Consider the following 25588-nt stretch of genomic DNA (forward strand, 5'->3'; position numbering starts at 1 on the left):
CCGGACCGGCCTCGTCCCCCTCCGCGTGCGCATGCTCAGCAGTCACCAACGGACTCCCCTCTCCGGGTGTCATGGGCCGATGCTAGGGGGCGCCACCTGGCCACGAGCGCCGGGGGTATGGCGCCGGTCACGAGATGGGCTGTGGCATGATGCCGGACTTCCGGTGAACGGAATGTCACGGTGCGCCACCGCGCCCATCGACCGGCGTCATCTTCGCCCGTCGGCCCTCGTCGACCTCCCCATCGATCACCGCCCATGCTCCATCTCACCACGGCCGGCCCCGGGACGCAGGACGACGATACCGGTCGATGCTGTGACCAAGCTCAAGGACGAACGGCCCTGCCCAGGTCGTACCGCCCACGGGCACAGTTGACCTGGGCGTCACGGGTGCGAAACGTGAGCCGGGCAGCATTCTTCTCGGGCAGACTCGATGAGGCGTCCGCCAACCGTCGCCAACGATCTCGTACGGGGTGACCATGAGCACCAACGGACCGAACCAGACCATCGGACTGACCACCATCTCCCGGACCGTCGCCTCGCTCGCCGTCGGCGTCGTGCACACCCTCGAACGGGCCATGGTGGGCGACGGTCGAATGCGGACCGCACGGGGCAACGCCTGGGAGGCGGTCTGCGCCGACCGGGCCCGCGCCGAGCAGCGCAGGGAGTTGGACCGTCTGGTCGCCGAGCTGACCGCGGCCCGGGCCGCCGCCCGGGACCGGCGCGAGGTGCGCCACCCGCAGTCGGTCAGCTGACCGTCGGGTCCTCACCCCGGTCGAGCGCGTCCCAGGCGTCCCGGGTGCCCCGCCCGACCGCCGGGCCGTCCGTCGCCGGCTGCTCCGCCGCGCGGACCGGCCGCTCGTAGCGGGCCCCCATCGCCGGCCAGTCGCCGCCGCGCAGCGCGGTGACCAGGCCGCCGGCCGCGGCGACCAGCCCGCCGACCAGGCAGAGCGCCGGCCACTGCCGGCTGACCCCACCGGCGAAGGCCGCTGTCAGGCCGTACCCGCCGCCGGCCGCCACGGCCAGGCCGAGCAGGGTCAGCAGGCCGCCCAGCAGGCGCCGGACCCGGCCCCGGGTGGCGAGCACCGCGCCACCGCCGGCCAGCGCGACCAGCGCCAGCGCGGAGAGCCAGGGCAGCAGGTCGGTGCCGGTGCGGGCGTGCCGCGACGGCGGCAGCGACCCGCGGGAGGTCAGCTCGACCGACCAGGTCCGGGTCGCCGCCCAGCAGGCCAGGCCGGCCCCCGCCAGGCAGAGCAGCACCGCGTACGTCAGCTCCCGGCGCCGCAGCGCGACCGGCCGGCCCGCCTCGGCGGCGGTGGCCGACCGCTGGGTGGCGGCGGGTTCCGGCGCGGCGCTCATCGGGCCGGCCGGAGGGTCTCGGCGGCGGCGATCGCGGCGAGCACCGCGGCGGCCTTGTTCCGGGTCTCCTGGTCCTCGGCGGCGGGATCGGAATCGGCCACCACGCCCGCCCCGGCCTGCACGTAGGCCCGCCCGTCGCGGATCAGCGCGGTGCGGATGGCGATCGCCATGTCCAGGTCGCCGCCGAAGCCGAGGTAGCCGACCGTGCCGCCGTAGAGGCCCCGCCGGACCGGCTCCAGCTCCTCGATGATCTCCATGGCCCGCACCTTCGGCGCCCCGGAGAGGGTGCCGGCCGGGAAGGTCGCGGCCAGCGCGTCGAAGGCCGTCCGGTCCTCCCGCAGCTCCCCCACCACGGTGGAGACGATGTGCATGACATGGCTGTACCGCTCGATGGTGGCGAACTCCGGCACCTCGACCGTGCCGGGCCGGCAGACCCGGCCGAGGTCGTTGCGGCCCAGGTCGACCAGCATCACGTGCTCGGAGCGTTCCTTCGGGTCGGCGAGCAGCTCGGCGGCGAGCCGGGCGTCGGCCTCCGGGGAGCCGCCGCGCGGCCGGGTGCCGGCGATCGGGTGCAGCAGCGCCCGCCGCCGGCCGTCCGCGCCGGTGCTGACCTTCAGGTGCGCCTCCGGCGAGGAGCCGACGATGTCGAAGCCGTCGAAACGCAGCAGGTACATGTACGGGCTGGGGTTGGTGGTGCGCAGCACCCGGTAGACGTCGAGCGGGTCGGCGTGCGTATCGCGCTCGAACCGCTGGGCGAGCACGATCTGGAAGCACTCGCCGGCCCGGATCGCCTCCTTGGCGGCCTCCACCGCCTTCGGGTACCCGCCGTCGGGGGTGCGGCTGACCACCTCGCCGGCGGGCGGCCGGTCGACGGTCGAGATCATGGGCGGAATCGGTCGGGACAGCGCGGTGGTCATCGCGTCGAGCCGCCCCACGGCGTGGTGGTACGCCGCCGCGACCAGGGGCGCCCGGTCCGGCGCGTCCGGCGGGGGCAGGATCGCGTTGGCGACCAGGATCGCCGAGCCGTCGTAGTGGTCGAGCACCACCAGGTCGGTGGCGAGCATCATGCCCAGCTCGGGCACGCCGAGGTCGTCCTCGGTCAACTCGGGCAGCCGTTCGAAGCGGCGGACCAGGTCGTACCCGAGATAGCCCACCATGCCGCCGGTCAGCGGCGGCATGTCGCTGGCCGGGTCCCAGGCCGGTCCGCCGAGGGCCGCGACGGTCTCGCGCAGCACCCGGACCGGGTCGCCGTCGACGGGCAGGCCGGCGGGCGGGTCGCCGGTCCAGACCGCGGCGCCGCCGCGTTCGGTCAGCGTGGCGCTGCTGCGCACGCCGATGAACGAGTACCGGGACCAGGCCATCCCGGCCGAGCCGACGCCCTGCTCGGCCGACTCGAGCAGGAAGGTGCCGGGGCCGCCGGCGAGCTTGCGGTAGACCCCGACCGGGGTCTCCGCGTCGGCGAGCAGCCGCCGGGTGACCGGGACGACCCGCCAGCGGGCCGCCAGGTCGGTGAAGGTCGCCTGGTCCGGGCTGACCGCGCCGTCGGTCATGAGGTCGCCTCCGGGGAGGTCACCGGCAGCTCGGTGAAGAAGCAGGTCCGGTGCCCGGTGTGGCAGGCCGCGCCGACCTGGTCGACGCTCACCAGCAGGGCGTCGCCGTCGCAGTCCAGGGCGACCGAGCGGACGTGCTGGTGGTGGCCGGAGGTGGCGCCCTTGACCCAGTACTCCTGGCGGCTGCGCGACCAGTAGGTGGCCCGGCCGCTGGTGAGGGTGCGGTGCAGCGCCTCGTCGTCCATCCAGGCGACCATCAGCACCTCGCCCGTGTCGTGCTGGCGCACCACGGCGGCCACCAGGCCGTCGGGGGTGCGGCGCAGCCGGGCGGCGATGGCCGGGTCGAGCCGGGACGGGCGGACCGGGCCGGGGGCCGCGGGTTCGCCGGCGGTGGCGGGTGCGCCGGTCAGCGGCGCGTCAGAGGCGGGCACAGTGACCCATTGTCCCGCACGCGGCGCCGGGACCGCCGCCGCGTCCCGATGGCCGGGCACGGCGGGCGCGACGGCCCGGGTCAGCTGGGCCAGGTAGCGGTCCAGTCGGCCGTCCAGCAGGGCGTCCGCCAGGTCCGCGCCGGACACCGCGGCGATCTCCTCGGCGTACGGGCGGACCAGCGGCACGATCCCGGTCACCAGCCGACCGGCGGCGACGCTCACCTCCCCGACGGAGGCGGGCCGCAGCCCGAGGCAGCGCAGCATGTCGTCGCGGTAGCCGGGCGGGGCGACCGGCAGGTCGAGCACTGCGGCGAGGGCGCCCCGGCGGGAGGCCACCCGGACCGAGGGGTTGGCCAGCCGGAGCACGGACGGGCAGAGCCGGGCCAGGTCGGCGGCGGCCAGCCGGACGCCGAACGGGTCGTCGACCCGGCGGGCCCCGGCGACCTTGCCCAGGGTGGCGATCAGCTCCTCGAACCGGGGCTCGTCGGCCGGCTGGCAGAGCACCGGCAGGTCGATCCGGCGCCGCCACTCCGGCACCGCCCAGAGCAGCCGGGCCGGCGCGGTGACCGGCAGGCCGAACGCCCAGTCGGCCGGCTCGTTGAGCCGGTGCACCCAGGAGCGGACGTCCCGGGCGGCCACCGAGACGTGCACCAGCCGGCCCTCGAATTCGGCGAGGAAGGCGCGGTGGGCGGCGTACGGGCCGACACCCGGCCGGGCGGCCGGCGCAGCGGCCGCGACCGCGCGGCCGCCCGGGGTCACCGGCCGGCCCGCCGCCGCGGGACTCGGGGCGGCGGAACGGTCATCGGCGGTGGGTCGGTCGTCGGCGGCGGGTTCGTCGTCGGCGCTGGGTTGGTCGTCGGCGGCGACGAGGACGTCGAGGTCCACGTCGCTGTGCTCGGTGGCGCCCCGCCGGGCGTGACTGCCGCGCAGCATGATGCCGACGACGGGACGGTCGGCGACCTGCCGCAGGCGGGCGGCCCAGTCGTCGAGGAAACCGGTCTCGGGCAACGGAGCGGGACCCACCTGGTCATCGTGCCGGACGCCCGATCTTCGGCGCAATGACCGATGGCGGACGCCCTGTCCGTTCCGGGGTCAGTGTCCGACGAATCTCATTGCTGCCTCGGGGTACCTTTCGCCGGCCGCCGCGCCGGGCGGCACCGCCTCGGCGAGCCGGGCCGACTGGGCGGCGCTGAGCTCGACGTCGGCGGCGGCGGCGTTCTCCTCGAGGTAGCGCACCCGCTTGGTGCCGGGGATGGGCAGCACGTCCGCGCCCTGGGCGAGCAGCCAGGCCAGCGCCACCTGGGCGGGGGTGCGACCGAGCTCGGCGGCGACCGCCCGGACCTCGTCGACCAGCCGCAGATTGGCGTCGAGGTTTTCCTCGGCGAACCGGGGCGCCCCGGCCCGCCAGTCGTTCTCGGCGAGCTGGTCGCGACCGGTGATCGCCCCGGTGAGCAGCCCCCGCCCCACCGGCGAGTACGCCACCAGCGACACGCCCAGCTCCCGGCAGGTGGCCAGCATCTCGCCCTCGACGTCCCGGCTGAACAGCGAGTACTCCATCTGCACCGCGGAGATCGGGTGCACCGCGTGCGCGGCGCGCAGCGTCGCGGGGCTGACCTCGGAGAGCCCGATCAGCCGGATCTTGCCGGCCGCCACGAGGTCGGCCAGCGCGCCGACGGTTTCCTCGATCGGCGTCTCGGGATTGCGCCGGTGCAGGTAGTACAGGTCGATGGTGTCCACCCCGAGCCGGCTCAGCGAGGCGTCGCAGGCCTCCCGGGTCCAGACGGCGCTGCTGTCCACGAAGGCGCCCGGGGTGCCGGTGCCACCGAAGCTGTCGCCGGTGGTGCGGTTGCCGAACTTGGTGGCCAGGAAGACCTCGTCCCGGCGGGCCCGCAGCACCGGGGCGAGCAGCCGCTCGTTCGCGCCGAAGCCGTACATGTCGGCGGTGTCGAGGTGGTTGGCGCCGAGGTCGAGGGCCCGGTGCAGGGTCCGCGTCGACTCGGCGTCGTCGCCCGGGCCGTACGCGAAGCTCATCCCCATGCAGCCCAGACCGATCGCCGAGACCTCGGGACCGGTCGCGCCCATTCGTCGCCGGATCATGCGCTCTCCTCCTCCGCCCTGCGGTACGCGTCGATCTTGTAGTCGAGCACCTTCAGGTCCTCCTCCAGTTCGGCCATCCGGGCCAGCACCCGGGCCCGGTGCGCCTCGAAGAGCGCCCGCCGGGCGCCGAGCGTCCGGTCGCCCTGTCGGGCCAGCTCGGCGTAGCGGCGCATGTCCCGGACCGGCATGCCGGTCCGGCGCAGCCGGGTGAGCAGGAACAACCAGTTGACGTCGCTCTCGGTGTAGCGCCGCCGGCCGGCGGAATCCCGTCCGACCGGGGCGACCAGCCCCTCCTGCTCGTACCAGCGCAGCGTGTAGGTGCTCAGGCCGACCCGTTCCGCCGCCTCACCGACGGTGAGGCTCATCTCGCGTGTGCTGATGTCCACGACCCAAGGCTTCCAGTTGGAGTGCACTCGAAGTCAACCGTTGCGCGGCGGAGTTAATTCACCTAGCGTTGATTTCAACGGATGATGAGTTTGGAGGCGGGCGATGGAGGACGCGGTGGTGGTCCGTGACCTGGTCGTCGACCGGGGCCGGCGGCGGGTGCTGCAGAGCATCAGCTGCACGGTGCCCCGCGGCACGGTCACCGGGCTGCTCGGGCCGAGCGGCAGCGGCAAGACCACGCTGATGCGGGCCGTGGTCGGGGTGCAGACCGTCACGTCGGGCACGGTCACCGTGCTCGGCCGGCCGGCCGGGGCGGCGGAGCTGCGCCGCCGGGTCGGCTACCTGACCCAGGCGCCGAGCGTCTACGCCGACCTCACGGTGCGGGAGAACGCGCGCTACTTCGCCGTCCTGCACGGCCGGGGTCACGCCGAGGCCGACCGGGCCGTCGCCGACGTCGGGCTGGCGGACGCCGCCGGTCAGCTCGTCGGCACCCTCTCCGGCGGTCAGCGCAGCCGCGCCTCGCTGGCCTGCGCCCTGGTCGGCGATCCGGAGCTGGTCATCCTCGACGAGCCGACCGTCGGCCAGGACCCGGTGCTCCGGGCCGACCTGTGGGCCCGGTTCCACGAGATGGCCGCGGCCGGGACGACGCTGCTGGTGTCGAGCCACGTGATGGACGAGGCGGCCCGCTGCGACCGGCTGCTGCTCGTCCGGGAGGGCCGGCTGATCGCCGACGACACCCCGGACGCCGTCCGCGCCGCCACCGGCGTCGACGACCTGGAACAAGCCTTCCTGCGACTGATCAGGGCGAACGAGGCGGGCCGGGAGCCCGCCGGACGGGAACGGGCATGAACCTCCGGATCCTGGCCGCGACCACCGGCCGCATCCTGCGCCAGCTCAGGCACGACCGGCGCACCCTCGCCCTGCTGGTGGTGCTGCCCACCGTGCTGCTCACCCTGGTCTACTTCATGTACGTCGACCAGCCAGCCCCGCCGGGACAGCCCGCCGTCTTCGACCGGGTGGCGCTGATCATGCTCGGCTTCTTCCCGTTCATCATCATGTTCCTGGTGACCAGCATCGCCATGTTGCGGGAGCGCACCACCGGCACCCTGGAGCGGCTTCTCACCACCCCGCTGAGCAAGCTCGACCTGCTCTTCGGCTACGGCCTCGCGTTCGGGCTCGCCGGCGCGGTCCAGGCGACCATCGCCTCGGCGGTCGCGTACTGGGTGTTCGACCTGGACACGGCCGGCAGCATCGGGCTGGTGGTGCTGATCTCGGCCGTCAACGCCGTGCTGGCGGTGGCCCTGGGCCTGTTCTGCAGCGCCTTCGCCCGCACCGAGTTCCAGGCGGTGCAGTTCCTGCCCGTCGTGGCGGTGCCGCAGCTGCTGCTCTGCGGGCTGTTCGTGCCCCGCGGCGAGATGGCCGGCTGGCTCCAGGCGGTCAGCGACGTGCTGCCCCTGTCGTACTCGGTGGAAGCCCTGCAGGAGGTCGGGCGGCACGTCGACCCGACCGGCACGATGTGGCGGGACCTGGCGATCGTGGCCGGCGCGGCGGTCGCGACGCTGGTGCTCGCGGCGGCCACCCTCCGCCGGCGCAGCGGGTGATGGCCCGCCGGACCGGCCGGCGGCCCGGCAACCCGGACACCCGGGAGGCGATCCTCGCGGCCGCCCGGTCGGCCTTCGCCGAGCGCGGCTTCGACGCCGCCTCGATCCGGGGCATCGCCACCGCCGCCGGCGTGGACCCGGCCCTGGTGCACCACTACTTCGGCACCAAGGAGGACCTCTTCCGGGCCACCGTAGACATCCCGATCGACCCGGCGCAGCTGCTCCCGACCGTACTCGGCGCCGGGCCGGACGGGGCGGGCGAGCGGCTGGTCCGCGCCTTCCTCGGCGTCTGGGACTCGCCGGTCGGCGCGGCCGCGGTCGCGCTGCTCCGCTCGGCGGTCAGCAACGAGTGGACCGCCCGGCTGATGCGCGAGTTCCTGGTCACCCAGGTGCTGCGGCGGGTCCTCGACCACCTCGACCTGGACCCGGCCGAGCTGCCGCTGCGCGGCTCGCTCGTGGCGACGCAGGTCATCGGTCTGGCCATGATGCGGTACGTGATCCGGCTGGAGCCGGTCGCCTCCGCCGACCCGGAGACCCTGGTCGCGGCGATCGGCCCGACCGTGCAGCGCTACCTCACCGGCGACATCACCGGCGACCTGGCCGGCTGAGCGGGCTGCGGCGAGTATCACCCACGGTGACCGCACCGACGGTGGACAACTCGGTGAGCGATATACCCCTCCGGCGCATTTATGCCTCTCAGGCATATCGCTCGCCGGCGACAAGGCCGCGGCCTGGGCCCTGCCGGCAGCGCAGCGGACGGCCGCCCGCCGAGGGACGGCCGCCGAGGAACTAGCGGGTCTGCTCCAGCCAGGAGGCGTAGAGCAGCGCGTAGACCGACTCGGGATCCCTGACCAGCTCGTCGTGCGGGCCGCGCTGCACGATCCGGCCCCGGTCCACCACGATCACCTCGTCCGCGGCCTGCGCGGTGGAGAGCCGGTGGGCGATGGCCAGCGTGGTCCGGCCGCGGGTGACCGCGTCCAGGGTGCGCTGGAGGCGTACCTCGGTGGCCGGGTCGACCGCGCTGGTCGCCTCGTCCAGCACCAGCAGGTCGGGGTCGGCGACGTACGCCCGGGCGAGCGCGACGAGCTGCCGCTCCCCCACGCTGAGCGCCTCGCCGCGCTCGCCGACCGGGGTGTCCAGCCCCGCCGGCAGGCCGTCCAGCCAGTCGGCCAGGCCCAGCTCGGTGAAGGCCACGGTGAGCTGCTCGTCGGTCAGCTCGGGCCGGGCGAAACGGACGTTCTCCCCGACGGTGGCGTCGAAGAGGAAGCCGTCCTGCGGCACCATCACCACCCGGGAGCGCAGCGAGTCGAACCGGACCTGGCGCAGCGGCACCCCGGAGAGCAGCACCTCGCCGGCGGTCGGGTCCATCAGCCGGGTGAGCAGCTTGGCGAACGTCGTCTTGCCGCTGCCGGTCTCGCCAACCACGGCCACCCGGCTCTTCGCCGGGATCTCCAGGCGGACGTCGTGCAGCACGGGGGGGCCGCCCGGGTAGGCGAAGGTCACCCCGGCGAAGCGGATGTCCAGCGGTCCGGGCGGCAACTCCCGCCCCTGCGCGCCCGGGTCGGCCACGTCCGGGGCGACGTCCAGCACGTCCAGCACCCGGCGCCAGCCGGCGATCGCGTTCTGCGCCTCGTTGAGCACCTCGGTGGCGATCTGCACGGGCTGGATGAAGAGCGTCACCAGGAACAGGAACGCGGTCAGCTGACCGATCGACAGGGTGCGGTCGACGCCCAGGGTGACCCCGACGACGACCACGCCGGCCAGCGCCAGGCCGGCCGCCAGCTCCCCCACCGAGCTGCCCACGATGCTGATCCGGATGGCCCGCTGCTGGGCCTGCCGCTGCCCCTCGATCGCCGCGTCCAGCCGCCGGGCCGTCCGCCCGGCGATGCCGTACGCCCGGATCACCGGAGCGCCCACCACGCTCTCCGCGATGGTGCCGAGCAGCGTGCCCGTCCGCTGCCGGACCAGGCCGTACGCGCCCGCGAGGCGGCGCTGCAACAGCCGGATCACCAGCACCGCCGGGGCGAACGCGGCGAGCACCACCAGGGTGAGCTGCCAGGAGTACGCCAGCATGACGATCGTGGTGACCACCAGCTGACCGAGGTTGACGATCAGGATCACCCCGCCCCACTGGAGGAACGTGGTGATCTGGTCGACGTCGCTGGTCACCCGGGACACCAGCGAACCCCGCCGCTCCGACTGCTGGTGCAGCATGGACAGGTCGTGCACGTGCCGGAACGCCCGGGTCCGCACCCCGGCCAGGGCGGTCTCGCTGACCGTGAAGAGCCGCCGCATCATCAGGTAGCCGCAGCTGGTGGTGATCACCAGGACGGCCGCGGTGATCGCGACCACCCGCCACACCACGCCGAGGTCCAGGCCGCCCACGATGCCGTGGTCGATGCCGCGCTGGACGGCGACCGGGACGGCCACCCGCCCGACCATGTAGACCAGCGCCAGCACCACGGTGCCGGCCAGCCCGGTCTTCAGCTCGGGGGAGAGCGCGAGCCCCCGCCGCAGCGTCCGCCAGGTCGACTCGGTGCGCTCCGCCGGCCGCTCCGCCTCAACAGTCGCGCTCACCGGTCAACCTCGACTTCCAGGCCGGAGGTCAACGGCGTGACCTCGTCGTACGTCCGGGGCTGCTCACGATCGTGCTCCGCCTGCTCGTACGCGGTGACCAGGTCGGCGTAGCCGGGGACGGTGGCCAGCAGCTCGGTGTGGGTGCCCCGGGCCAGGACCCGCCCCTGTTCCAGGTAGATCACCTCGTCGGCGAGGGCGATGGTGGCCCGCCGGTACGCGACCACCAGGATCGACGCGGCCGCGCCCCCGCCGTCGGTGGGCGCGCGCAGGCCGGCCAGGATGGCCGCCTCGACCCGCGGGTCGACGGCGCTGGTGGCGTCGTCGAGCACCAGCAGCCGGGGCCGGCCGGCCAGCGCGCGGGCCAGGGTGAGCCGCTGCCGCTGGCCGCCGGAGAGCGAGGTGCCCCGCTCGCCGACCATGGTGTCCAGCCCGTCGGGCAGGGCGGCGACGAACCCGTCGGCCTCGGCCAGCCGCAGCGCCGCCCACACCTCGTCGTCGCCGATGCCCGGGCGGTCCAGGGCGATGTTGGCTCGGACCGTGTCGTCGAAGACGAACGGCACCTGGGCGACCAGGGCCACCGTCGAGGCGAGCGAGGCGGCGGTGAGTTCGCGGAGGCCGACGCCGTCCAGGGTGACGGCGCCGGCGCGCGGGTCGACCAGCCGGACCGCGAGGGAGGCGATGGTCGACTTGCCGGCGCCGGTCGGCCCGACCAGGGCCACCGTCTTCCCGGCCGGCACGGTGAAGGTCACCTCGCCGAGCACCTCGGCGCCGGGCAGGTGCGCCTCGGCCGGCTCGTAGCCGAAGTGCACGTCGTGGAAGGCGAGCGTGGCCGGCGTCGGAGCGGCCGGGTCGAGGACGCTGTCGCCGTACGGCATCTCGCCGGTGGCGTCGAGCACCCGGCGCACCCGGTCCCAGCCGGCGACGCTGCGCGGCAGCTCGGCCAGCACCCAGCCGATGGCCCGGACCGGGAAGGCCAGCACGGTGAAGAGGAAGGCGACACTGACCAGCTCGGCGACGCTGATCGCGCCGGCCCGCAGCCGGACCGCGCCGACCACCAGCACGGCGAGGGTGCCGAGGCTGGGCAGGGTCTCCAGCATCGGGTCGAAGACACCGCGCAGCCGGCCGACGGAGATCAGCGCGTCGCGCAGCTCGCCGGCGCGGGACGCGAAGCGCGCCGTCTCCTCGGCCTCCCGGCCCATCGTCTTGACCACCAGGGCGCCGTCGAAGCTCTCGTGGGCGATGCCGCTCACCTCGGCGCGCAGCCGCTGGGCCCGGGCCTGACGGGGCGCCATCCGCCGGGAGTAGACCACGTTGAGCGCGAAGAGCGCGGGGAAGACGGCGAGGCCGACCAGGGCGAGCGCCCAGTCGGTGAGGAAGAGCGAGACGATCGCGCCGACCAGCATCACCACGGTGCCCACCGCGAAGGGCAGCGGCGCGATCGGGTACCAGGCCGCCTCGACGTCCGAGTTGGCGTTGGACAGCAGCGTGCCGGTGGCGTTGCGGTGGTGCCAGGACAGCGGCAGGTCCAGGTAGCGCCGGGTGACCCGGCGGCGGTACGCGGCTTGGAGGCGGTACTGCATGTAACCGGCGCCGAGCCGGCGGCCGAAGATGCCCACCACCCGCAGCACGCTGATCCCGAACAGCGACGCGGCGGCCAGCGCCAGCACCCCGGTGCCGACCGAGCCCCGGGCGATGGCCGGCACCACCACGTCACCGACCACCCGGCCGACCACGAACGCGCTGGCGATCACCATGAGGCCGAAGAGCACGCTCCCGGTCACGGCGACCGCGAAGATCCGCGGCTGCTCCCGGATAGCCCGGCCGAGGACCCGTAGCCCCCGGCCGAGGACGTCCCGACTTGTCCCGCTCGCCACGCTGTCCCCCGCCGTAAGCCGCAATTATCTCCCTCATCCTTACCGGTCGGTGCCAGCTCCGCCGACCCGGACGGCATATGTCCAGCGTCACTTCCCCGGCGGCGGCGCGCCGACCAGGGCGGTCGGCGCCGCGCGGGGGTGCCCGTCGGGCCGGCCGCAACGGCGCACCGTCGCGCCGGGCGCGCCGAAACGGCGCCGCGACCCTACGATCAGGCCATGCCGCAGTACGCCCGATCGGAGCGCGAGGCGCTCGCCGATCTGCTGCTGGACCTGGGACCGGACGCGCCGACGGTCAACGAGGGGTGGCACACCCGGGACCTCGCCGCGCACCTGATCGTCCGGGAGCGCCGGCCGGACGCCGCCGCGGGCATCCTGCTGCCGCCGCTGCGCCGGTACGCCGAGGCGGTCCGCCGGCGGGTCGCCGCGCGCCCGTACCCGGAGCTGGTGGCGCGGGTCCGCCGCCCGCCGGCCTGGAGCCCGCTGAGCAACCCGCTCACCGACGAGCTGGTCAACACCATGGAGTTCTTCATCCACCACGAGGACGTGCGGCGGGCCCGCCCGGGCTGGCTGCCCCGGGACCTGCCGGCCGGGCTGTCGGCGGTGCTCTGGAAGCGGACCGCCGTGCTGGCCCGGCTGGCGTTGCGCCGGTTCCCCGCCGACCTGTTCGTCCAGGCGCCCGGGTTCGGCGAGTTCACCGTAGGCCGGGGCGGGGAGCGCCTGCGGTTGGTGGGCGCGCCGGGAGAGCTGGCGCTGTTCCTGTCCGGCCGGCAGCGGGTGTCCCGGGTGCAGATCGACGGGCCGGCCGCCCCGGCGGACCGGCTGCGACGGGCCAGCCTGGGCTTCTGACCGAGTGTGCGGAAACGGTCACGGAACAATGTGAGCGGACCCGCGACCCAGCGATCCGCGCCGATTCCTGCTCCCGTACGCTGCTGCCCGCCGCCCCGCCCGCGGGCGGCGGGCTGGGGGCACGGATGCGGAGCTTCGCGATCTCGGCACTGCGCGAACCTCCCTTCCCGGCACGCCGGCATGCCGCCGTCGAACTGGTCGCCGGGGAGAGCACCGGCTGGGCGCGCGACCTCGGCCTGGTGGCCACGGAGGCCGGGCTGCGCCGGTTGCGCGGGGCCGGTGCGGCGGAGCTGGCCGGCCGGGCCTGCCCGGACGCGCCGGTGGACCGGTTGCGGTTGCTGACCGACCTGATCTCCTGGTTGTTCGTGATGGACGACGCCTGCGACGAGGACGGGATGGGGGCCAGCCCCACCCGGCTCGCGCCCACGGTGGCGGAGCTGTTGGCGGTGCTGGACGGGCACGGCGACCGGGCGGCGACCCGGCCGGTGGCGGCCGGACCGCTCGGCGTCGGCCTGGACGATCTCTGCCGGCGGGTCCGGGCCCGGCACCGGCCGACGCTCCTGCTGCGGCTGATCAGCCAGCTCCGGGAGTACCTGCTGGCGCTGCTCTGGGAGGCGGCGAACCGGGAGCACCGCCGGGTGCCCGGGGTCGCCGAGTACGTGCAGATGCGCCGGCACACCGGCGGGGCCCGACCCAGCTTCACCGTCACCGACCTGGCGTACGACGAGCTGCCCGGCGCGGCCCGGTGGGCCGACCCGGCGCTGGCGGCGCTGGACGCCCTCGCCGCGGACCTGGTCTGCTGGTGCAACGACCTGTTCTCCTACGGCAAGGAGCTGAGCAGCGCGCCGGACGTGCACAACCTGGTGACCACGATCGCCGGGGAGACCGGGCAGGGCGAGGAGGCGGCGCTGCGGGCGGCGGCCGCCCGGTTCAACGAGGGCCTGGCCGCGTACGCCGAACTGGAGGCCACGCTGACGGGTGCCGGGGACGAGTCGGTGCGGGCCTTCCTGCTGACCCGCCGGAACTGGATCCGGGCCACCTACGACTGGTCGCTCGCCGTGTCCCGGTACGCCTGACCGGGCGTTCCACGTCCCGGGACGCCCGGCCCCTGCGGAACGGGAGGGCTAGCCGCTGCCCCGGTGCAGGCAATACTCTTCGGTAACCGCAGAATGGCGTGACCCCCGTCACGCCTCTCCACCCTTGAAGGCGGCTACAGCGATGGCTCTCGATGTACCGTACCGTTCCATTCCCGATATGTTCCTCAAGCGCGTGGCGGCGACCCCCGACCGCCACGCGTTCGCCCACCCCGGCCCCGACGACTCGGGCCCGGTCTGGCTGAGCTGGGAGCAGGTCGGCCGGCGCGCCAAGGCGGTCGCCGCCGGGCTGCACGGCCTCGGCGTCGGCCTGGAGGATCCAGTGGCGATCCTGGCCAACACCCGGCTGGACTGGGTGATCGCCGACTTCGCCATCATGTGCGCGGGCGGCGCGACCACCACCGTCTACCCGACCACCGAGCCCGAGGACGCGACCTACATCATCGCCGACTCCGGATCCCGGGTGCTCTTCGCCGAGAACCCCGCCCAGGCCGCGAAGATCGCCGGGGCCGAGCTGCCGGCGCTGACCCACGTGGTGCTCTTCGACGGCGCCCCCGACCCGGCCGCCGCCGTCCCCCAGCTCACCCTCGCCGAGCTGGAGGAGCGCGGGGAGCGGGCCCTCGAAGCCGAGCCGGACCTGATCGACATGCTGGTCGCCGGCATCGGCCCGGAGAACCTGGCCACCCTGATCTACACCTCGGGCACCACCGGGCGGCCCAAGGGGGTCGAACTGCTGCACGGCGGTTGGTGCTGGGAGGGCGTGGCGCAGGCCGAGATGGGGCTGCTCCGCGACGACGACCTGCAGTACCTCTGGCTACCGCTGTCCCACTCGTTCGGCAAGACCCTGCTCTGCGGCGCCACCCACGTCGGCCTGCCCACCTATGTCGACGGCCGGGTGGACAAGCTGGTCGACCTGCTCGCCGTGGTCAAGCCGACGCTGATGTGCGGCGCGCCCCGGGTCTTCGAGAAGGTCTACAACAAGGCGGTCACCACGGCTCAGGACGCCGGCGGCGCGAAGGCGAAGATCTTCGCCTGGGGAGTGCGTACCGGCAAGGAGAAGGTCGCCCTGGAGCAGGCCGGCAAGCCGGTCCCGGCGGGGCTGAAGCTGAAGTACGCGCTGGCCGAGAAGCTGGTGTTCAGCAAGCTCCAGGCCCGGCTCGGCGGCCGGATGCGGGTGCTCGTCTCCGGCGCGGCGCCGCTGAGCCCGGAGATCGCCACCTTCTTCGCCGCCGCCAACCTGCCCATCTCCGAGGGGTACGGCCTCACCGAGACCAGCGCCGGCAACTTCGTCAACCCGCCGGACGGGCTGCGGATCGGCACCGTCGGCCGGGCGATGGGCGACCTGGAATGCCGGATCGACACCGACGGCGAGATCCTGGTGCGCGGCACGCCGGTGATGCGCGGCTACCACAACCTCCCCGAGGAGACCGCCGCGGCGTTCACCGAGGACGGCTTCTTCCGTACCGGCGACATCGGCAGCCTGGACGACGACGGCTACCTGCGGATCACCGACCGGAAGAAGGACTTGGTCAAGACCTCCGGCGGCAAGTACATCGCGCCGTCGCACATCGAAGGCATGTTCAAGGCGATCTGCCCGTACACCTCGCAGGCCGTGGTCATCGGGCAGGCCCGCAACTACTGCACCATGCTGGTCACCCTCGACCCGGACGCGATCAAGGGCTGGGCGGCCGGCGGCCCGCTGGAGGGCAGGGAGTACGCGGAGATCGTCGCCTCCCCGGAGGCCCAGGCGATGGTCGACGGGTACGTGGCCGAACTGAACGCCAAGCTCAACCGCTGGGAGACGATCAAGAAGGTGGCCATCCTCCCCCGCGACCTGACGATCGAGCACGGCGAGATCACCCCGTCGCTGAAGATCAAGCGCCGGGGCGTGGAGACCAACTTCGCCGCCGAGATCGACAAGATGTACGCCGGTACGCTCGCCGAGCTCTGACCGCCCGTACCGGCCGGCGGCCGCGCCCCTCCGTCCCGGGGCACGGCCGCCGGTTCGTCGGCGGTCAGAGGTGCTGCCGCCGCCACCGGCTCTGCTCCACCTCGGCCGCGATCTGCTCCTCCAGCGCGAGCCGGCGGATCTGCCGCCGCCGCCCGTTCTCGCTCAGCGTCTCGGCGACCATCGCGGCCACGCAGAGGGCCGCGAGCAGTCCCAGCGCCACCAGCTCCGGCAGCCGGGCGGCCACCGGGGCGACCAGGGCGAGCACCGCCACCGCCGCCAGCAGCGGCCAGTGCACGGTCCGCAGCGCCCGCAGCGCGCACGCCGCGAGGCTGAGCAGGTAGAGGCCGACTCCGCCGTACAGGACGGTGATCCGGAAGCCGCCCAGCGGCACGCCCCAGGGCGGCGTGTCCGGCTCCGCCGCCTCCGCGAGCAGGTCCTTGAGGCCGAGGGCGAAGAAGATGATCCCGGCGACCATCGGCAGGTGCAGGTACGTGTAGACGTCCCGGGCCAGCCGGCCGCGCGGGACCGGCTCGCGGGTGTGGTGCAGCGCCTGTTCCAGCGCGAAGGCCAGGGTGTCGAAGTACGCCCACCAGAGCACCGCCACGACGGTGATGCCGAGCACCGCGGCGACCGCCACCGGGCCGGTCAGCGGCAGCTCGCTGACGAACTTCGGCCCGATCCCGAGCGCGATGATGGACTCGCCGAGCGCCACCAGGATCATCAGCGCGTGTCGCTCGGCCCAGTGCCCGGCGGAGACCACCAGCCAGTACGACCCGCCCAGTCCCGTCCCCGCCCCGTACTCCAGGGCCAGCGCCAGCGTCCAGAGCCCGAGCTGGACCGCGAGCGCGACGGGTCGGTCGTCGATCCGCGCCGGCACCATGCCGGCGGCGATGAGCAGCGCCGAGGCGAGCACCGGCAGGGCGGCCAGCAGCAACCAGCGCCGGCGCTCGACCGGGTCGGACCGGGCCAGCCAGCCGAGGATGGCCAACTGCGCGGCGCGGACCAGCAGGTAGCAGCCGGCGAAGACCAGCGGGCCGTTCAACCCGCCCGGCCGGTCGACGAAGGCCCCCGGCATGGTCAGTGCCAGCAGGAAGGTGGCGGCCACGGTGACGAAGCCGACCACCGGCAACACCCCCTGGTCGGCGCGGACCAGGTTGCCCACCGCGGCGAAGCCCGTCCAGCACCACCAGAGCAGCGCCAGCACCAGCAGGCAGCGGAACAGGTTGACCGGGGTGGCCCGGCTCGCGGTCAGGCTGGTGACGGTGAGGAAGGCGAAGACGAAGACCAGGTCGTAGAAGAGCTCCAGCCGGGTCGTCCGGGACCCGGGCGCGCCGGGCCGCACGCCCCGCGACCACCGGGTACCGTCGCCGTTCCCCACCTGCGCAGTGTCCCAGCCTGCGCGGCCGGCCCGAGCCCGATCGGGCAGCTCGGACGGCCGCCGCCAGGAGCTCCGGACCGGAGACGGCCTAGCCCCCGGGCGACGCGCCCGCGCCGTGCTCGTCGAGGAAGGCGTTCCGCAGCGCGCGGCGGGCCTCGCCGAAGAGCACCATCTCGGCGGCCACCATCACGGCGCAGACCAGCGCCAGCAGTCCGAGGGCGGCCAGCGCCGGCAGGTGGTCGGCCACCGGCAGCAACGCCACGAGCAGCACCATCGCCGCCACCCGGGGCCAGTTGACCGAGCCCATGTTGCGCAGCCGGAACCCCAGGTGCCCGAGCAGGTAGAGGATCACTCCGCCGTAGAGGGCGAGCAGGCCCAGCCCGTGCAGCGGGTCGGTCAGCCGATGGTGGGTGACGTCCCCGACGTACGCGAGGACCTTCTTGAAGCCCAGGGCGAGCAGGATGATCCCGGCGACCATGGGCAGGTGCAGGTAGGTGTAGGAGTCCCGGCCCAACGCGGCCCGCTCGGCGCCCTGCGCCCGGTGCAGCACCCGCTCGGCGGCGATCGCCACCACGTCGAAGTACGCCCACCACAGCGCGGCGGCGACGGTGATCCCGAGGAACGCGGCGACGATGATCGGCCAGGAGATGGGTAGCGCGGTCACCCCGACACCGATCGCCACGAGGGACTCGCCGAGCGCGATGATGATGATCAAGCCGTGCCGCTCGGTCCAGTGCGCGGCGGAGTAGATCTGCCACCCCTTGGCGCCGATGGCCATGACGCCGCCGTAGTCGATGGCGAGCGCGAGCACCCAGAGCAGGGTGCGGCCGGCGCCGATCCGCTGCGGGTCGTCGGTGAGCTGTTGGGGCAGCAGCGCGGCGGTGAAGAGCAGGGTGGCCCCGCCGAGCATCGGCAGCGCCGCGCGGAGCAGTTGGCGGCGCAGTCCCGCGTCACCCCGCGCGGCGTGCCAGTAGATCACCGGGTGCAGCACCCGGACGGCCAGGTAGCAGGCGGCGAAGACCACCGGGCCGGAGAGGCCGCCGGGCAGGTCCACGAAGGCCTCGGGAATGGTCACCGCGACCACGAACATGGTGGCCATGACCGCGAAGAGGGCCAGCCGGACGACGCCCTCGTCGGCCCGTACGGTGTTGCCCAGCCAGGCGTAGCAGCACCAGCACCACCAGAGCAGCGCCAGCACCAGCATCCCCCGGCCCACCCCGCGCCAGGTGAGGTCGGCCGCCATCAGCGCGGTCACCTGGGTGAGCGCGTAGACGAAGACCAGGTCGAAGAAGAGCTCCAGCGGCGTCACCGTGGCGCCCTCGGTCATCGCCCGCATCCGCGGCGCGCGCCGCATCCCGTTCGTCACGGCGCACAGTGTGGCAGCCGGCCCGTTCCCGCGGGGTCCTCCGCACGCCGGGCGCGCCGCGGCGCCTCGCCGGCCTCAGGCGATGACGGACGGCTCCCGCCACTGCGGGCGGCCGGCGCGGTCCAGGTCGTAGCGGACCGCGGCGAGCCGGCCCACCGCCTCCACCAGGTCCGCGGCGGGCAGCGTGAAGGGCAGCCGCAGGAAGCGTTCGAGGGTGCCGTCCAGGCCGAACCGGGGGCCGGGCGCCAGCCGTACGCCGACCTCCTCGGCGGCCCGGGCCAGGGCGCTGGAGATCGGGCCGTCCAGCTCGGTCCAGAGCGTCACGCCGCCGCGCGGGACGGCGACCCGCCAGTCCGGCAGCCGCTCGGCCAGCGCGCCGATCAGCGCGTCGCGCTGGGCGGTGAGCTGGGCCTGACGGGCGGCCACGATGGCCGGCGCGTCGGCCAGCAGGTGCACCGCCACGAGCTGGTCGAGCACCGGGCTGGCCATGTCGACCCCGACCCGGGCGGCGGCCAGCCGCTGCACCTGCGGGGCGGAGGCGCGGACCCAGCCGATCCGCAGGCCACCCCAGTAGGGCTTGCTCATCCCGCCGATGGAGATGACCCGGGAGTGCCGGTCGAAGGTGGCGGTCGGCGGGGGCAGTTCGGTGCCGTCCAACGGCAGGTCCACGAAGGACTCGTCGACGACCAGGTCGGTGCCGGCGGCGTGGGCCGCGCCGACGAGGCGCTCGCGCAACTCGGCCGCCATCAGGTGGCCGGTCGGGTTCTGGAACTCCGGGATCAGGTAGGCCAACTTCGGCCGGGTCTGCCGGATGCTGCCGAGCAACAGGTCGGCGTCCCAGCCGGCGCCGTCGGCGGCGAGCCCGTGGGTGGTGATCCGAGCCCGGCGGGCGGCGAGCGCCGCGAGGGCGTTGGGGTAGGTCGGGGACTCGACCAGCACCCCGCCGCCGGGCGACAGCGCCAACCGCAGCACCAGGTCCAGCGCGTGCTGGGTGCCGCTGGTGACCATGATCTGCTCGGGGCTGGTGGGCAGGCCCCGCTCGGTGTACGACCGGGCGACCGCCTCGCGCAGCTCGATGATCCCGGTGGGGTGGTAGCCGGCGCCGCTCAGGTAGCGCGGCAGGTCCTCGGCGGCGGCCCGGGCGGCCGGGAGGAGCTGGGCGGGGGCGGCGAGCGCGGCGACGCCGAGGTCGATCATGTCCCGGTCGTCCAGCGGGGTCCACAGGCCGGTGCTGGCCACCCGGTGGGTGCCGGGGAGCATGGTCCAGCTGCCGGCGCCCCGGCGGCTGGCCAGGTGGCCGGTCTCCCGCAGCTCCCGGTACGCGGCGGTGACCGTGGTCCGGCTGATCCGCAGCGCCTCGGCCAGCTCCCGCTCGGCCGGCAGGCGTACCCCCAGGGGAAGCCGGCCGTCGGCGAGCAGGCCACGGACCGCGGCGGCGAGCGCGGCGTAGTCCGGGCTCCGCCGCCGGCCGGGCAGCGCGTGCCACTGGCCGAGCAGCCGGGCCAATTGGATGCCACGCACCTGGCTTGTCATGCCACCCCTCCGAAATTGGCTGCTTGAAGACCTGGGATTGGCCCCTAGGGTGGCATGCATGGCAGTGATTGGCAATCTCCGGCACCGGCCGGCCCGGCGGCTGAGCCAGCTCTACGTCGGGCTCGCCCTCTACGGGGTCAGCATGGCGCTGATGATCCGGTCCGGCCTGGGGCTCGACCCGTGGGACGTGTTCCACCAGGGCCTCGCCGGGCAGACCGGGCTCTCCTTCGGCACGGTCACCATCGCGGTCGGCGCCCTCGTCCTGCTGCTCTGGATCCCGCTGCGGCAGCGCCCCGGCCTGGGCACGGTCAGCAACGTCGTGGTGATCGGCCTGGTGGTCGACGGCACGCTCGCGGTGCTGCCGGCCGGCGGGCCGCTGCCGGTACGGATCGGCCTGCTGGTCGCCGGCATCGTGCTCAACGGCGCCGCCACCGGCCTCTACCTCGGCGCGCGGCTCGGCCCCGGCCCGCGCGACGGCCTGATGACCGGGTACGTCGCCCGCCGCCCGGGGCGGTCCGTCCGACTTGTCCGCACGGTCATCGAGGTGACGGTGCTGGCGCTGGGCTGGCTGCTCGGCGGCACCGTCGGCGTCGGCACGGTCGCCTACGCGCTCGCCATCGGGCCGCTGGCCCAGGTCTTCATCCCGCTCTTCGCGGTGGCCCCCCGGCCGGAGCCGGCAGTGTCCACCCCGGAGCCGGCGGTCTGCGCGGCCGGTCCAGCCGACCGGGAAACCGAGGCGGCCTGACCGCTCCCCGGCCCGGCCCTGGTGTCGGGTCGCGCGGCCCCCGCCGAGCGTCCTGGTGCCCGGTCGCGCGGTCCGGCGTGTCCGTCGCGCGGCCCCGGCGTGTCCGGTCGCGGGACCCCCGAACACTCACGGTGACCGGCCTCGCGCCGACCGCGACCGGACGGAATCGCCCGGACCCGTGGTGAGCTGCGGTGATGCGCCAGGGGAAAACCGGGTGTTTGCTGCGCCGTCGCGGCCGGGCATCATTTCGTGCATGGGGGAGAACGGATGGCACTGGACCGACGCCTGGATCTTCGTCTCACTGGTCATCGCGAGCGGCGCCGGTCGGCACCGCCGGTCCGCCTCGACCCGGCGGCCCGAGGGCGTGCGCCTGGCTGACGTGCTCTCCACCGCCGACCACCTGAACCAGTCCATCCCGGAACGGCACGAGGTGGAGGCCGCGGTCCGCCGGCTGGCCGGCGCCGGGCTGGTCAGCGTCTCGGACGGCTGGTTCCGGATCACGCCGGACGGGGAACGGCTCTGGCGCACCCGGCCCAGCGCCGGGGTGGCGACCACGGTGGACACCGTGCAGGGCGTGCTGAGCCGTCGGCACACCCCGGGCACCGCGGACTGGAGCCTCGCCGAGGACGACCACGCCGCCGCCGTCCAGGAGCATCTGGTCCGCTCGATCCCGGCCCCGCGCCGCTCCCCCGAGGGCCACTCCGGCCGGGGCTGACCCGCGCGCTCCGCCTCCAGATCGGCGACCCGGGTCCGGCGCCCGGGGACACCGCCACCTCGGCGATCCGGAGTCGGTCAAGCCGGGCGTGGTCAGCGGACCGGGTGGCCGGCTCCGCGCAGGGCGTCCTTGACCTCGCCGACGGTCAGCTCGCCGAAGTGGAAGACGCTGGCCGCCAGCACGGCGTCGGCCCCCGCGCCGATCGCCGGCGGGAAATGCGCGACCTCGCCGGCGCCGCCGCTGGCGATCACCGGCACGTCGACCACCGCGCGGACCGCCTGGATCAGCGCCAGGTCGAAGCCGGCCTTGGTGCCGTCGGCGTCCATCGAGTTCAGCAGGATCTCCCCCGCACCCAGCTCCGCGCCGCGCCGCGCCCACTCGACGGCGTCGATCCCGGCGCCCCGACGGCCGCCGTGGGTGGTCACCTCGAAGCCGCTCGGCGTGGTGCCGGACGGCGCCCGCCGGACGTCGAGCGAGAGCACCAGCACCTGCCGGCCGAACCGGTCGGCGATCTCGGCGATCAGCTCCGGCCGGGCGATGGCGGCGGTGTTCACGCCGACCTTGTCCGCGCCCGCGCGCAGCAGCGTGTCGACGTCGGCGACCTGCCGTACGCCGCCGCCGACGGTCAGCGGGATGAAGACCGACTCGGCGGTGCGGCGCACCACGTCGAGCATGGTCCCCCGGTTGCTGGCGGAGGCGGTGACGTCGAGGAAGGTCAGCTCGTCCGCGCCCGCGCGGTCGTACGCCGCCGCGAGCTCCACCGGGTCGCCGGCGTCGCGCAGGTCGAGGAAGTTGACCCCCTTGACCACCCGCCCGGCGTCCACGTCCAGACAGGGGATGACCCGTACCGCCACCGTCATGTCGCGAGCCTATCCAACCCGCACGGCACGGCGGCCGGCCCGAGCGGGCCGACCGCCGGGAACGAGTTCCGGGTCACACCCGGACGAGCATCTTGCCCAGGTTCTCGCCGCGCAGCACGCCGAGGAACGCCGCGGGGGCGTTCTCGATGCCGTCGACGACCGTCTCGTCGTACGAGATCCGGCCGTCGCGCAGCCAGCCGGACATCTCCTGGACGAACTGGTCGCGCAGGTGGCCGTGGTCGCCGACCAGGAAGCCGCGCAGGGTCAGCCGCTTGCCGATGACCAGGGCCAGGTTGCGCGGCGCGGCCGGCGGCTCGCTGGAGTTGTACTGCGCGATCATGCCGCAGATGGCCACCCGGCCGTGCAGGTTCAGCGCGCTGATCGCGGCCTCCAGGTGCTCGGAGCCGACGTTGTCGAAGTACACGTCGATGCCGCCCGGGGCGGCGGCCTTCAGCGACTCCCGCACCGGGCCGTCGTGGTAGTCGAAGGCGGCGTCGAAACCGAGCGCCTTCAGCCGCTCCACCTTGGCCGCCGAGCCGGCGCTGCCGATCACCCGGGACGCGCCCCGGAGCTTGGCGATCTGGCCCACCATGCTGCCCACCGCCCCGGCCGCCCCGGAGACGAAGACGGTCTCGCCGGGCTTCATCGCGGCCACGTCGAGCAGACCGGCGTACGCGGTCAGGCCGGTCATGCCGAGCACGCTCAGGTACGCGCTCACCGGCGCGAGGCTCGGGTCCACCTTGCGGGCGGCCTTCGCGTCGAGCAGCGCGTACTCCCGCCAGCCCAGGCCGTGCAGGACGGTGTCGCCGGGCTTGATCCCCTCGGCCTCGCTGGCCACCACCTCGCCGATCGCGCCGCCGTCGAGCGGGGCGTCGAGCTGGAACGGCGGCACGTACGACTTGACGTCGTTCATCCGGCCCCGCATGTACGGGTCGACCGACATGAACTGGTTGCGGACCACGATCTGCCCCGGGCCCGGGGTGGGCACCTCGGTGGTGACGAGGCGGAAGTTCTCGGCGGTCGGCCAGCCCTGGGGGCGGGAGGCCAGGTGGATCTCACGGTTGGTGCTCATGGGGTTCGTCCTTTCGTACGCGACGGTCCGGGTTGTCGGCGGCACTCAGGCCGACGCGGCCTCGCGGACGGTGAGGGCGACCTCGATGTTCCCACGGGTCGCGTTCGAGTACGGGCAGACCTGGTGGGCGGCCTCGACCAGCTGCTCGGCGGCGGCGCGCTCGACGGCGGGCAGGTCCACCACGAGGGCGACGGTCAGGCCGAAGCCGCCGCTGCCGTTCGGGCCGATGCCCACCTCGGCCTCGACGACCGAGCCGCTGACGTCGGCCTTGGCCCGGCGGGCCACCAGCCGCAGGGCCGAGTGGAAGCAGGCCGCGTAGCCGGCGGCGAAGAGCTGCTCGGGGTTGGTCGCGCCACCGGCGCCACCCATCTCCTTCGGGATCGCCAGGTCCAGGTCGAACGTGTCGTCCGAGGTGCGGACGTGGCCGTCCCGGCCGTCGCCGGTGGCCCGGGCGGAGGCGGTGTAGAGCACCTGCATGTCACTGCTCCTTCTGTCGGTGGATCGTCTCGGTGACCCGGGTGAGGGTGTCGCGCAGCCCGACCAGCTCGGCCTCGGTGAGCCCGGTGGCGCAGGCGATCCGCATCGGCACGTCCTCCATCCGCTGCCGCAGCTCCCGGCCTCGGTCGGTGAGATGCACCTCCACCCGGCGCTCGTCGCGCGCCGAGCGGCTGCGGACCAGCAGGCCCGCCGCCTCCAGCCGCTTGAGCAGCGGGGAGAGGGTGCCGGAGTCGAGCCGGAGCTGGGCGCCGAGTTCGGAGACCGTGGGGGCCTCGTCGCCGCGCTCCCAGAGCACCAGCAGCACCAGGTACTGCGGGTAGGTCAGCCCGTGCTCGTCGAGGATGGGCCGGTAGACGTCGGTGAGCGCGCGCGACGCCGCGTAGAGGGCGAAGCACACCTGCCGGCGCAGCACCAGATCATCGGTCACGTCGAATACGGTAGTGCCCAATCAAGTTGTGCACAACCAATCTGGTCGCGATGTGACCGCGCCCACCGGCCGTCCCGAATGGGGCGGCCGGGGTCACCGGTCGCCGAGCCAGGCCTCCAACTCGACCTCCACCAGGTGCTCCGGGTCGATCAGCCCGGCCACCACCACCATCGTCGCCGCCGGGCGGACCGCCCCGAAGATCGCGTTGTGCGCCCGGCCCACCTCGTCGGCGTAGCTCCGGTCGGTCACGTACATCCGGGTCCGCACCACGTCGGCCGGCTCGGCGCCCACCTCGGCCAGCGCGTCCAGGCCGATCCGCAACGCCTGGGCGGTCTGCGCCGCGGCGTCCCCGACGTGGGCCACCCGCCCGTCGACCGTCGAGGTGCAGCCCGCCGTCCAGGCCAGGTTCCCGGCCCGGACCACCCGCGAGTAGCCGAAGACGGCCTCCCACGGTCCGCCGGAGCCCAGCCGGGTGACGGCCGCGCCGTCCTCCGCGACGGCGGTCACCCGGCCGCCCGCAACGTCTCCAGCGCCCCGGCGACGGTGAACGCCCCCGAGTAGAGCGCCTTGCCGGCGATCACGCCCTCCACCCCGACCGACTGCAGGCCGGCCAGGGCACGCAGGTCGTCGAGGGTGGAGACGCCGCCGGAGGCGATCACCGGGGCGTCGGTACGCGAGCAGACCTCGCGGAGCAGGTCCAGGTTCGGCCCGCGCATGGTGCCGTCCTTGGTGATGTCGGTCACCACGTAGCGGGAGGCGCCGGCCTTGTCGAGCCGCTCCAGCACCTCGTACAGGTCACCGCCGTCGCGGGTCCAGCCGCGCGCCGAGAGGGTACGACCCCGCACGTCCAGCCCGATCGCCACCCGGTCGCCGTACTCGCCGCAGACCCGGTCGCACCACTGGGGATCCTCCAACGCGGCGGTGCCGATGTTGACCCGCGCCGCGCCGGTGCCCAGCGCCGCGTGCAGCGACTCGTCGTCCCGGATCCCGCCGGAGAGCTCGACGTTCACGTCGAGCTGCCGGACCACCTCGGCCAGCAGGTGCGCGTTGGTGCCCCGGCCGAACGCGGCGTCCAGGTCGACCAGGTGGATCCACTCCGCCCCGTCGGCCTGCCAGGCCAGCGCGGCCTCCAGCGGATCGCCGTAGGTGGTCTCGCTGCCGGCGGCGCCCTGCACGAGCCGGACGGCCTGGCCGTCGGCGACGTCCACGGCCGGTAACAGGATGAGGCTCAAC

Annotated in this window: 25 protein-coding genes and 1 pseudogene; 9 read left to right on the forward strand and 17 right to left on the reverse strand. The window is 74.4% G+C overall.

Annotated elements, in window-relative coordinates:
* The first annotated feature begins 476 nt into the window (after window positions 1-476).
* Window positions 477-752: a hypothetical protein gene (locus ACFOYX_RS04975; RefSeq protein ID WP_109802706.1), complete on the forward strand. Its 276-nt coding sequence runs from the start codon at window positions 477-479 to the stop codon at window positions 750-752.
* On the opposite strand, the gene ACFOYX_RS04980 is transcribed toward ACFOYX_RS04975, so the two are convergent.
* The 6 genes and pseudogenes from ACFOYX_RS04980 to ACFOYX_RS05005 all read right to left on the reverse strand — a co-directional run bounded on the left by ACFOYX_RS04980 (window position 745) and on the right by ACFOYX_RS05005 (window position 5820).
* Window positions 745-1356, reverse strand: coding sequence for a Trp biosynthesis-associated membrane protein (locus tag ACFOYX_RS04980; RefSeq protein WP_109802700.1), 612 nt, complete (start codon window positions 1354-1356; stop codon window positions 745-747). The two genes, ACFOYX_RS04975 and ACFOYX_RS04980, sit on opposite strands and share 8 nt — an antisense overlap.
* A complete protein-coding gene (locus ACFOYX_RS04985) occupies window positions 1353-2906 on the reverse strand; it encodes an anthranilate synthase component I (protein ID WP_322442372.1) in 1554 nt (517 codons plus the stop codon). The genes ACFOYX_RS04980 and ACFOYX_RS04985 overlap by 4 nt, the downstream gene beginning before the upstream one ends.
* The gene (hisI, locus tag ACFOYX_RS04990; RefSeq protein WP_109802705.1) at window positions 2903-3337 is read right to left on the reverse strand and encodes a phosphoribosyl-AMP cyclohydrolase; all 435 of its coding nucleotides are present in this window, start codon (window positions 3335-3337) and stop codon (window positions 2903-2905) included. Before hisI ends, ACFOYX_RS04985 begins: the two co-directional genes overlap by 4 nt.
* Window positions 3338-3517: 180 nt before the next feature.
* Window positions 3518-4270, reverse strand: a pseudogene (locus tag ACFOYX_RS04995) (hypothetical protein); the annotation flags it as partial.
* A gap of 159 nt (window positions 4271-4429) precedes the next feature.
* A complete protein-coding gene (locus ACFOYX_RS05000; RefSeq protein WP_322442373.1) occupies window positions 4430-5434 on the reverse strand; it encodes an aldo/keto reductase in 1005 nt (334 codons plus the stop codon).
* Entirely contained in the window at window positions 5431-5820 is a 390-nt protein-coding gene (locus tag ACFOYX_RS05005) for a MerR family transcriptional regulator (RefSeq protein ID WP_109802704.1), read from the reverse strand. Before ACFOYX_RS05005 ends, ACFOYX_RS05000 begins: the two co-directional genes overlap by 4 nt.
* 103 nt (window positions 5821-5923) lie before the next feature.
* Between ACFOYX_RS05005 and ACFOYX_RS05010 the strand changes: the two genes are divergently transcribed.
* The 3 genes from ACFOYX_RS05010 to ACFOYX_RS05020 are packed head-to-tail and all read left to right on the forward strand — an operon-like array spanning window position 5924 to window position 8027.
* Window positions 5924-6667 (forward strand): ABC transporter ATP-binding protein, encoded by a 744-nt coding sequence (locus ACFOYX_RS05010; protein ID WP_322442374.1) that lies wholly within the window; start codon window positions 5924-5926, stop codon window positions 6665-6667.
* Window positions 6664-7419 carry an ABC transporter permease gene (locus ACFOYX_RS05015; protein ID WP_322442375.1) on the forward strand — a complete coding sequence of 252 codons (756 nt, stop codon included), beginning with the start codon at window positions 6664-6666 and terminating at the stop codon, window positions 7417-7419. The genes ACFOYX_RS05010 and ACFOYX_RS05015 overlap by 4 nt, the downstream gene beginning before the upstream one ends.
* Window positions 7419-8027, forward strand: coding sequence for a TetR family transcriptional regulator (locus ACFOYX_RS05020; RefSeq protein ID WP_109802703.1), 609 nt, complete (start codon window positions 7419-7421; stop codon window positions 8025-8027). Before ACFOYX_RS05015 ends, ACFOYX_RS05020 begins: the two co-directional genes overlap by 1 nt.
* Window positions 8028-8208: 181 nt before the next feature.
* Here the strand turns inward: ACFOYX_RS05020 and ACFOYX_RS05025 are convergent, their stop codons facing one another.
* Both ACFOYX_RS05025 and ACFOYX_RS05030 read right to left on the reverse strand, forming a co-directional pair.
* Entirely contained in the window at window positions 8209-9996 is a 1788-nt protein-coding gene (locus tag ACFOYX_RS05025; protein WP_109802695.1) for an ABC transporter ATP-binding protein, read from the reverse strand.
* Window positions 9993-11870, reverse strand: a complete 1878-nt coding sequence (locus tag ACFOYX_RS05030) for an ABC transporter ATP-binding protein (protein WP_322442376.1) — start codon at window positions 11868-11870, stop codon at window positions 9993-9995. The genes ACFOYX_RS05025 and ACFOYX_RS05030 overlap by 4 nt, the downstream gene beginning before the upstream one ends.
* A 216-nt stretch (window positions 11871-12086) precedes the next feature.
* On the opposite strand from ACFOYX_RS05030, the gene ACFOYX_RS05035 reads away from it, so the two are divergent.
* From ACFOYX_RS05035 to ACFOYX_RS05045, 3 genes are all read left to right on the forward strand, one after another.
* Window positions 12087-12716: a TIGR03085 family metal-binding protein gene (locus ACFOYX_RS05035; RefSeq protein WP_322442377.1), complete on the forward strand. Its 630-nt coding sequence runs from the start codon at window positions 12087-12089 to the stop codon at window positions 12714-12716.
* Between the two features lie 125 nt (window positions 12717-12841).
* Window positions 12842-13792 (forward strand): terpene synthase, encoded by a 951-nt coding sequence (locus ACFOYX_RS05040; protein WP_322442378.1) that lies wholly within the window; start codon window positions 12842-12844, stop codon window positions 13790-13792.
* Window positions 13793-13934: 142 nt separating this feature from the next.
* Window positions 13935-15761: a long-chain fatty acid--CoA ligase gene (locus ACFOYX_RS05045; RefSeq protein WP_322442379.1), complete on the forward strand. Its 1827-nt coding sequence runs from the start codon at window positions 13935-13937 to the stop codon at window positions 15759-15761.
* Window positions 15762-15825: 64 nt separating this feature from the next.
* Here the strand turns inward: ACFOYX_RS05045 and ACFOYX_RS05050 are convergent, their stop codons facing one another.
* The 3 genes from ACFOYX_RS05050 to ACFOYX_RS05060 all read right to left on the reverse strand — a co-directional run bounded on the left by ACFOYX_RS05050 (window position 15826) and on the right by ACFOYX_RS05060 (window position 20038).
* Complete coding sequence (locus ACFOYX_RS05050) at window positions 15826-17139, reverse strand: low temperature requirement protein A (RefSeq protein WP_322442380.1); 1314 nt, start codon at window positions 17137-17139, stop codon at window positions 15826-15828.
* 88 nt (window positions 17140-17227) lie between these two features.
* Window positions 17228-18505, reverse strand: a complete 1278-nt coding sequence (locus ACFOYX_RS05055; RefSeq protein WP_322442381.1) for a low temperature requirement protein A — start codon at window positions 18503-18505, stop codon at window positions 17228-17230.
* A 75-nt stretch (window positions 18506-18580) separates the two neighbouring features.
* Window positions 18581-20038 carry a PLP-dependent aminotransferase family protein gene (locus ACFOYX_RS05060; RefSeq protein WP_109805165.1) on the reverse strand — a complete coding sequence of 486 codons (1458 nt, stop codon included), beginning with the start codon at window positions 20036-20038 and terminating at the stop codon, window positions 18581-18583.
* A gap of 58 nt (window positions 20039-20096) precedes the next feature.
* On the opposite strand from ACFOYX_RS05060, the gene ACFOYX_RS05065 reads away from it, so the two are divergent.
* Both ACFOYX_RS05065 and ACFOYX_RS05070 read left to right on the forward strand, forming a co-directional pair.
* Window positions 20097-20783 (forward strand): hypothetical protein, encoded by a 687-nt coding sequence (locus tag ACFOYX_RS05065; RefSeq protein ID WP_322442382.1) that lies wholly within the window; start codon window positions 20097-20099, stop codon window positions 20781-20783.
* Window positions 20784-21036: 253 nt separating this feature from the next.
* The gene (locus ACFOYX_RS05070) at window positions 21037-21498 is read left to right on the forward strand and encodes a hypothetical protein (protein WP_322442383.1); all 462 of its coding nucleotides are present in this window, start codon (window positions 21037-21039) and stop codon (window positions 21496-21498) included.
* A 92-nt stretch (window positions 21499-21590) separates the two neighbouring features.
* Here ACFOYX_RS05070 and hisF read toward each other — a convergent pair whose 3' ends face one another.
* The 6 genes from hisF to priA form a co-directional block, all read right to left on the reverse strand.
* Window positions 21591-22358: an imidazole glycerol phosphate synthase subunit HisF gene (gene hisF / locus ACFOYX_RS05075; protein WP_322442384.1), complete on the reverse strand. Its 768-nt coding sequence runs from the start codon at window positions 22356-22358 to the stop codon at window positions 21591-21593.
* Window positions 22359-22431: 73 nt separating this feature from the next.
* On the reverse strand, window positions 22432-23430 hold the full coding sequence (locus ACFOYX_RS05080) for an NADP-dependent oxidoreductase (protein WP_322442385.1): 999 nt from the start codon (window positions 23428-23430) through the stop codon (window positions 22432-22434).
* Window positions 23431-23475: 45 nt separating this feature from the next.
* A complete protein-coding gene (locus tag ACFOYX_RS05085) occupies window positions 23476-23907 on the reverse strand; it encodes an organic hydroperoxide resistance protein (RefSeq protein WP_109805160.1) in 432 nt (143 codons plus the stop codon).
* A 1-nt stretch (window position 23908) separates the two neighbouring features.
* Window positions 23909-24355 carry a MarR family winged helix-turn-helix transcriptional regulator gene (locus ACFOYX_RS05090; protein WP_109805159.1) on the reverse strand — a complete coding sequence of 149 codons (447 nt, stop codon included), beginning with the start codon at window positions 24353-24355 and terminating at the stop codon, window positions 23909-23911.
* A gap of 93 nt (window positions 24356-24448) precedes the next feature.
* Entirely contained in the window at window positions 24449-24862 is a 414-nt protein-coding gene (locus ACFOYX_RS05095) for a RidA family protein (RefSeq protein ID WP_322442386.1), read from the reverse strand.
* Complete coding sequence (gene priA / locus ACFOYX_RS05100; protein ID WP_322442387.1) at window positions 24859-25587, reverse strand: bifunctional 1-(5-phosphoribosyl)-5-((5-phosphoribosylamino)methylideneamino)imidazole-4-carboxamide isomerase/phosphoribosylanthranilate isomerase PriA; 729 nt, start codon at window positions 25585-25587, stop codon at window positions 24859-24861. Before priA ends, ACFOYX_RS05095 begins: the two co-directional genes overlap by 4 nt.
* Between the last annotated feature and the right edge of the window lies 1 nt (window position 25588).

It is taken from the genome of Micromonospora sp. GCM10011541, from assembly GCF_042650725.1.
Lineage (GTDB): Bacteria > Actinomycetota > Actinomycetes > Mycobacteriales > Micromonosporaceae > Micromonospora > Micromonospora sicca.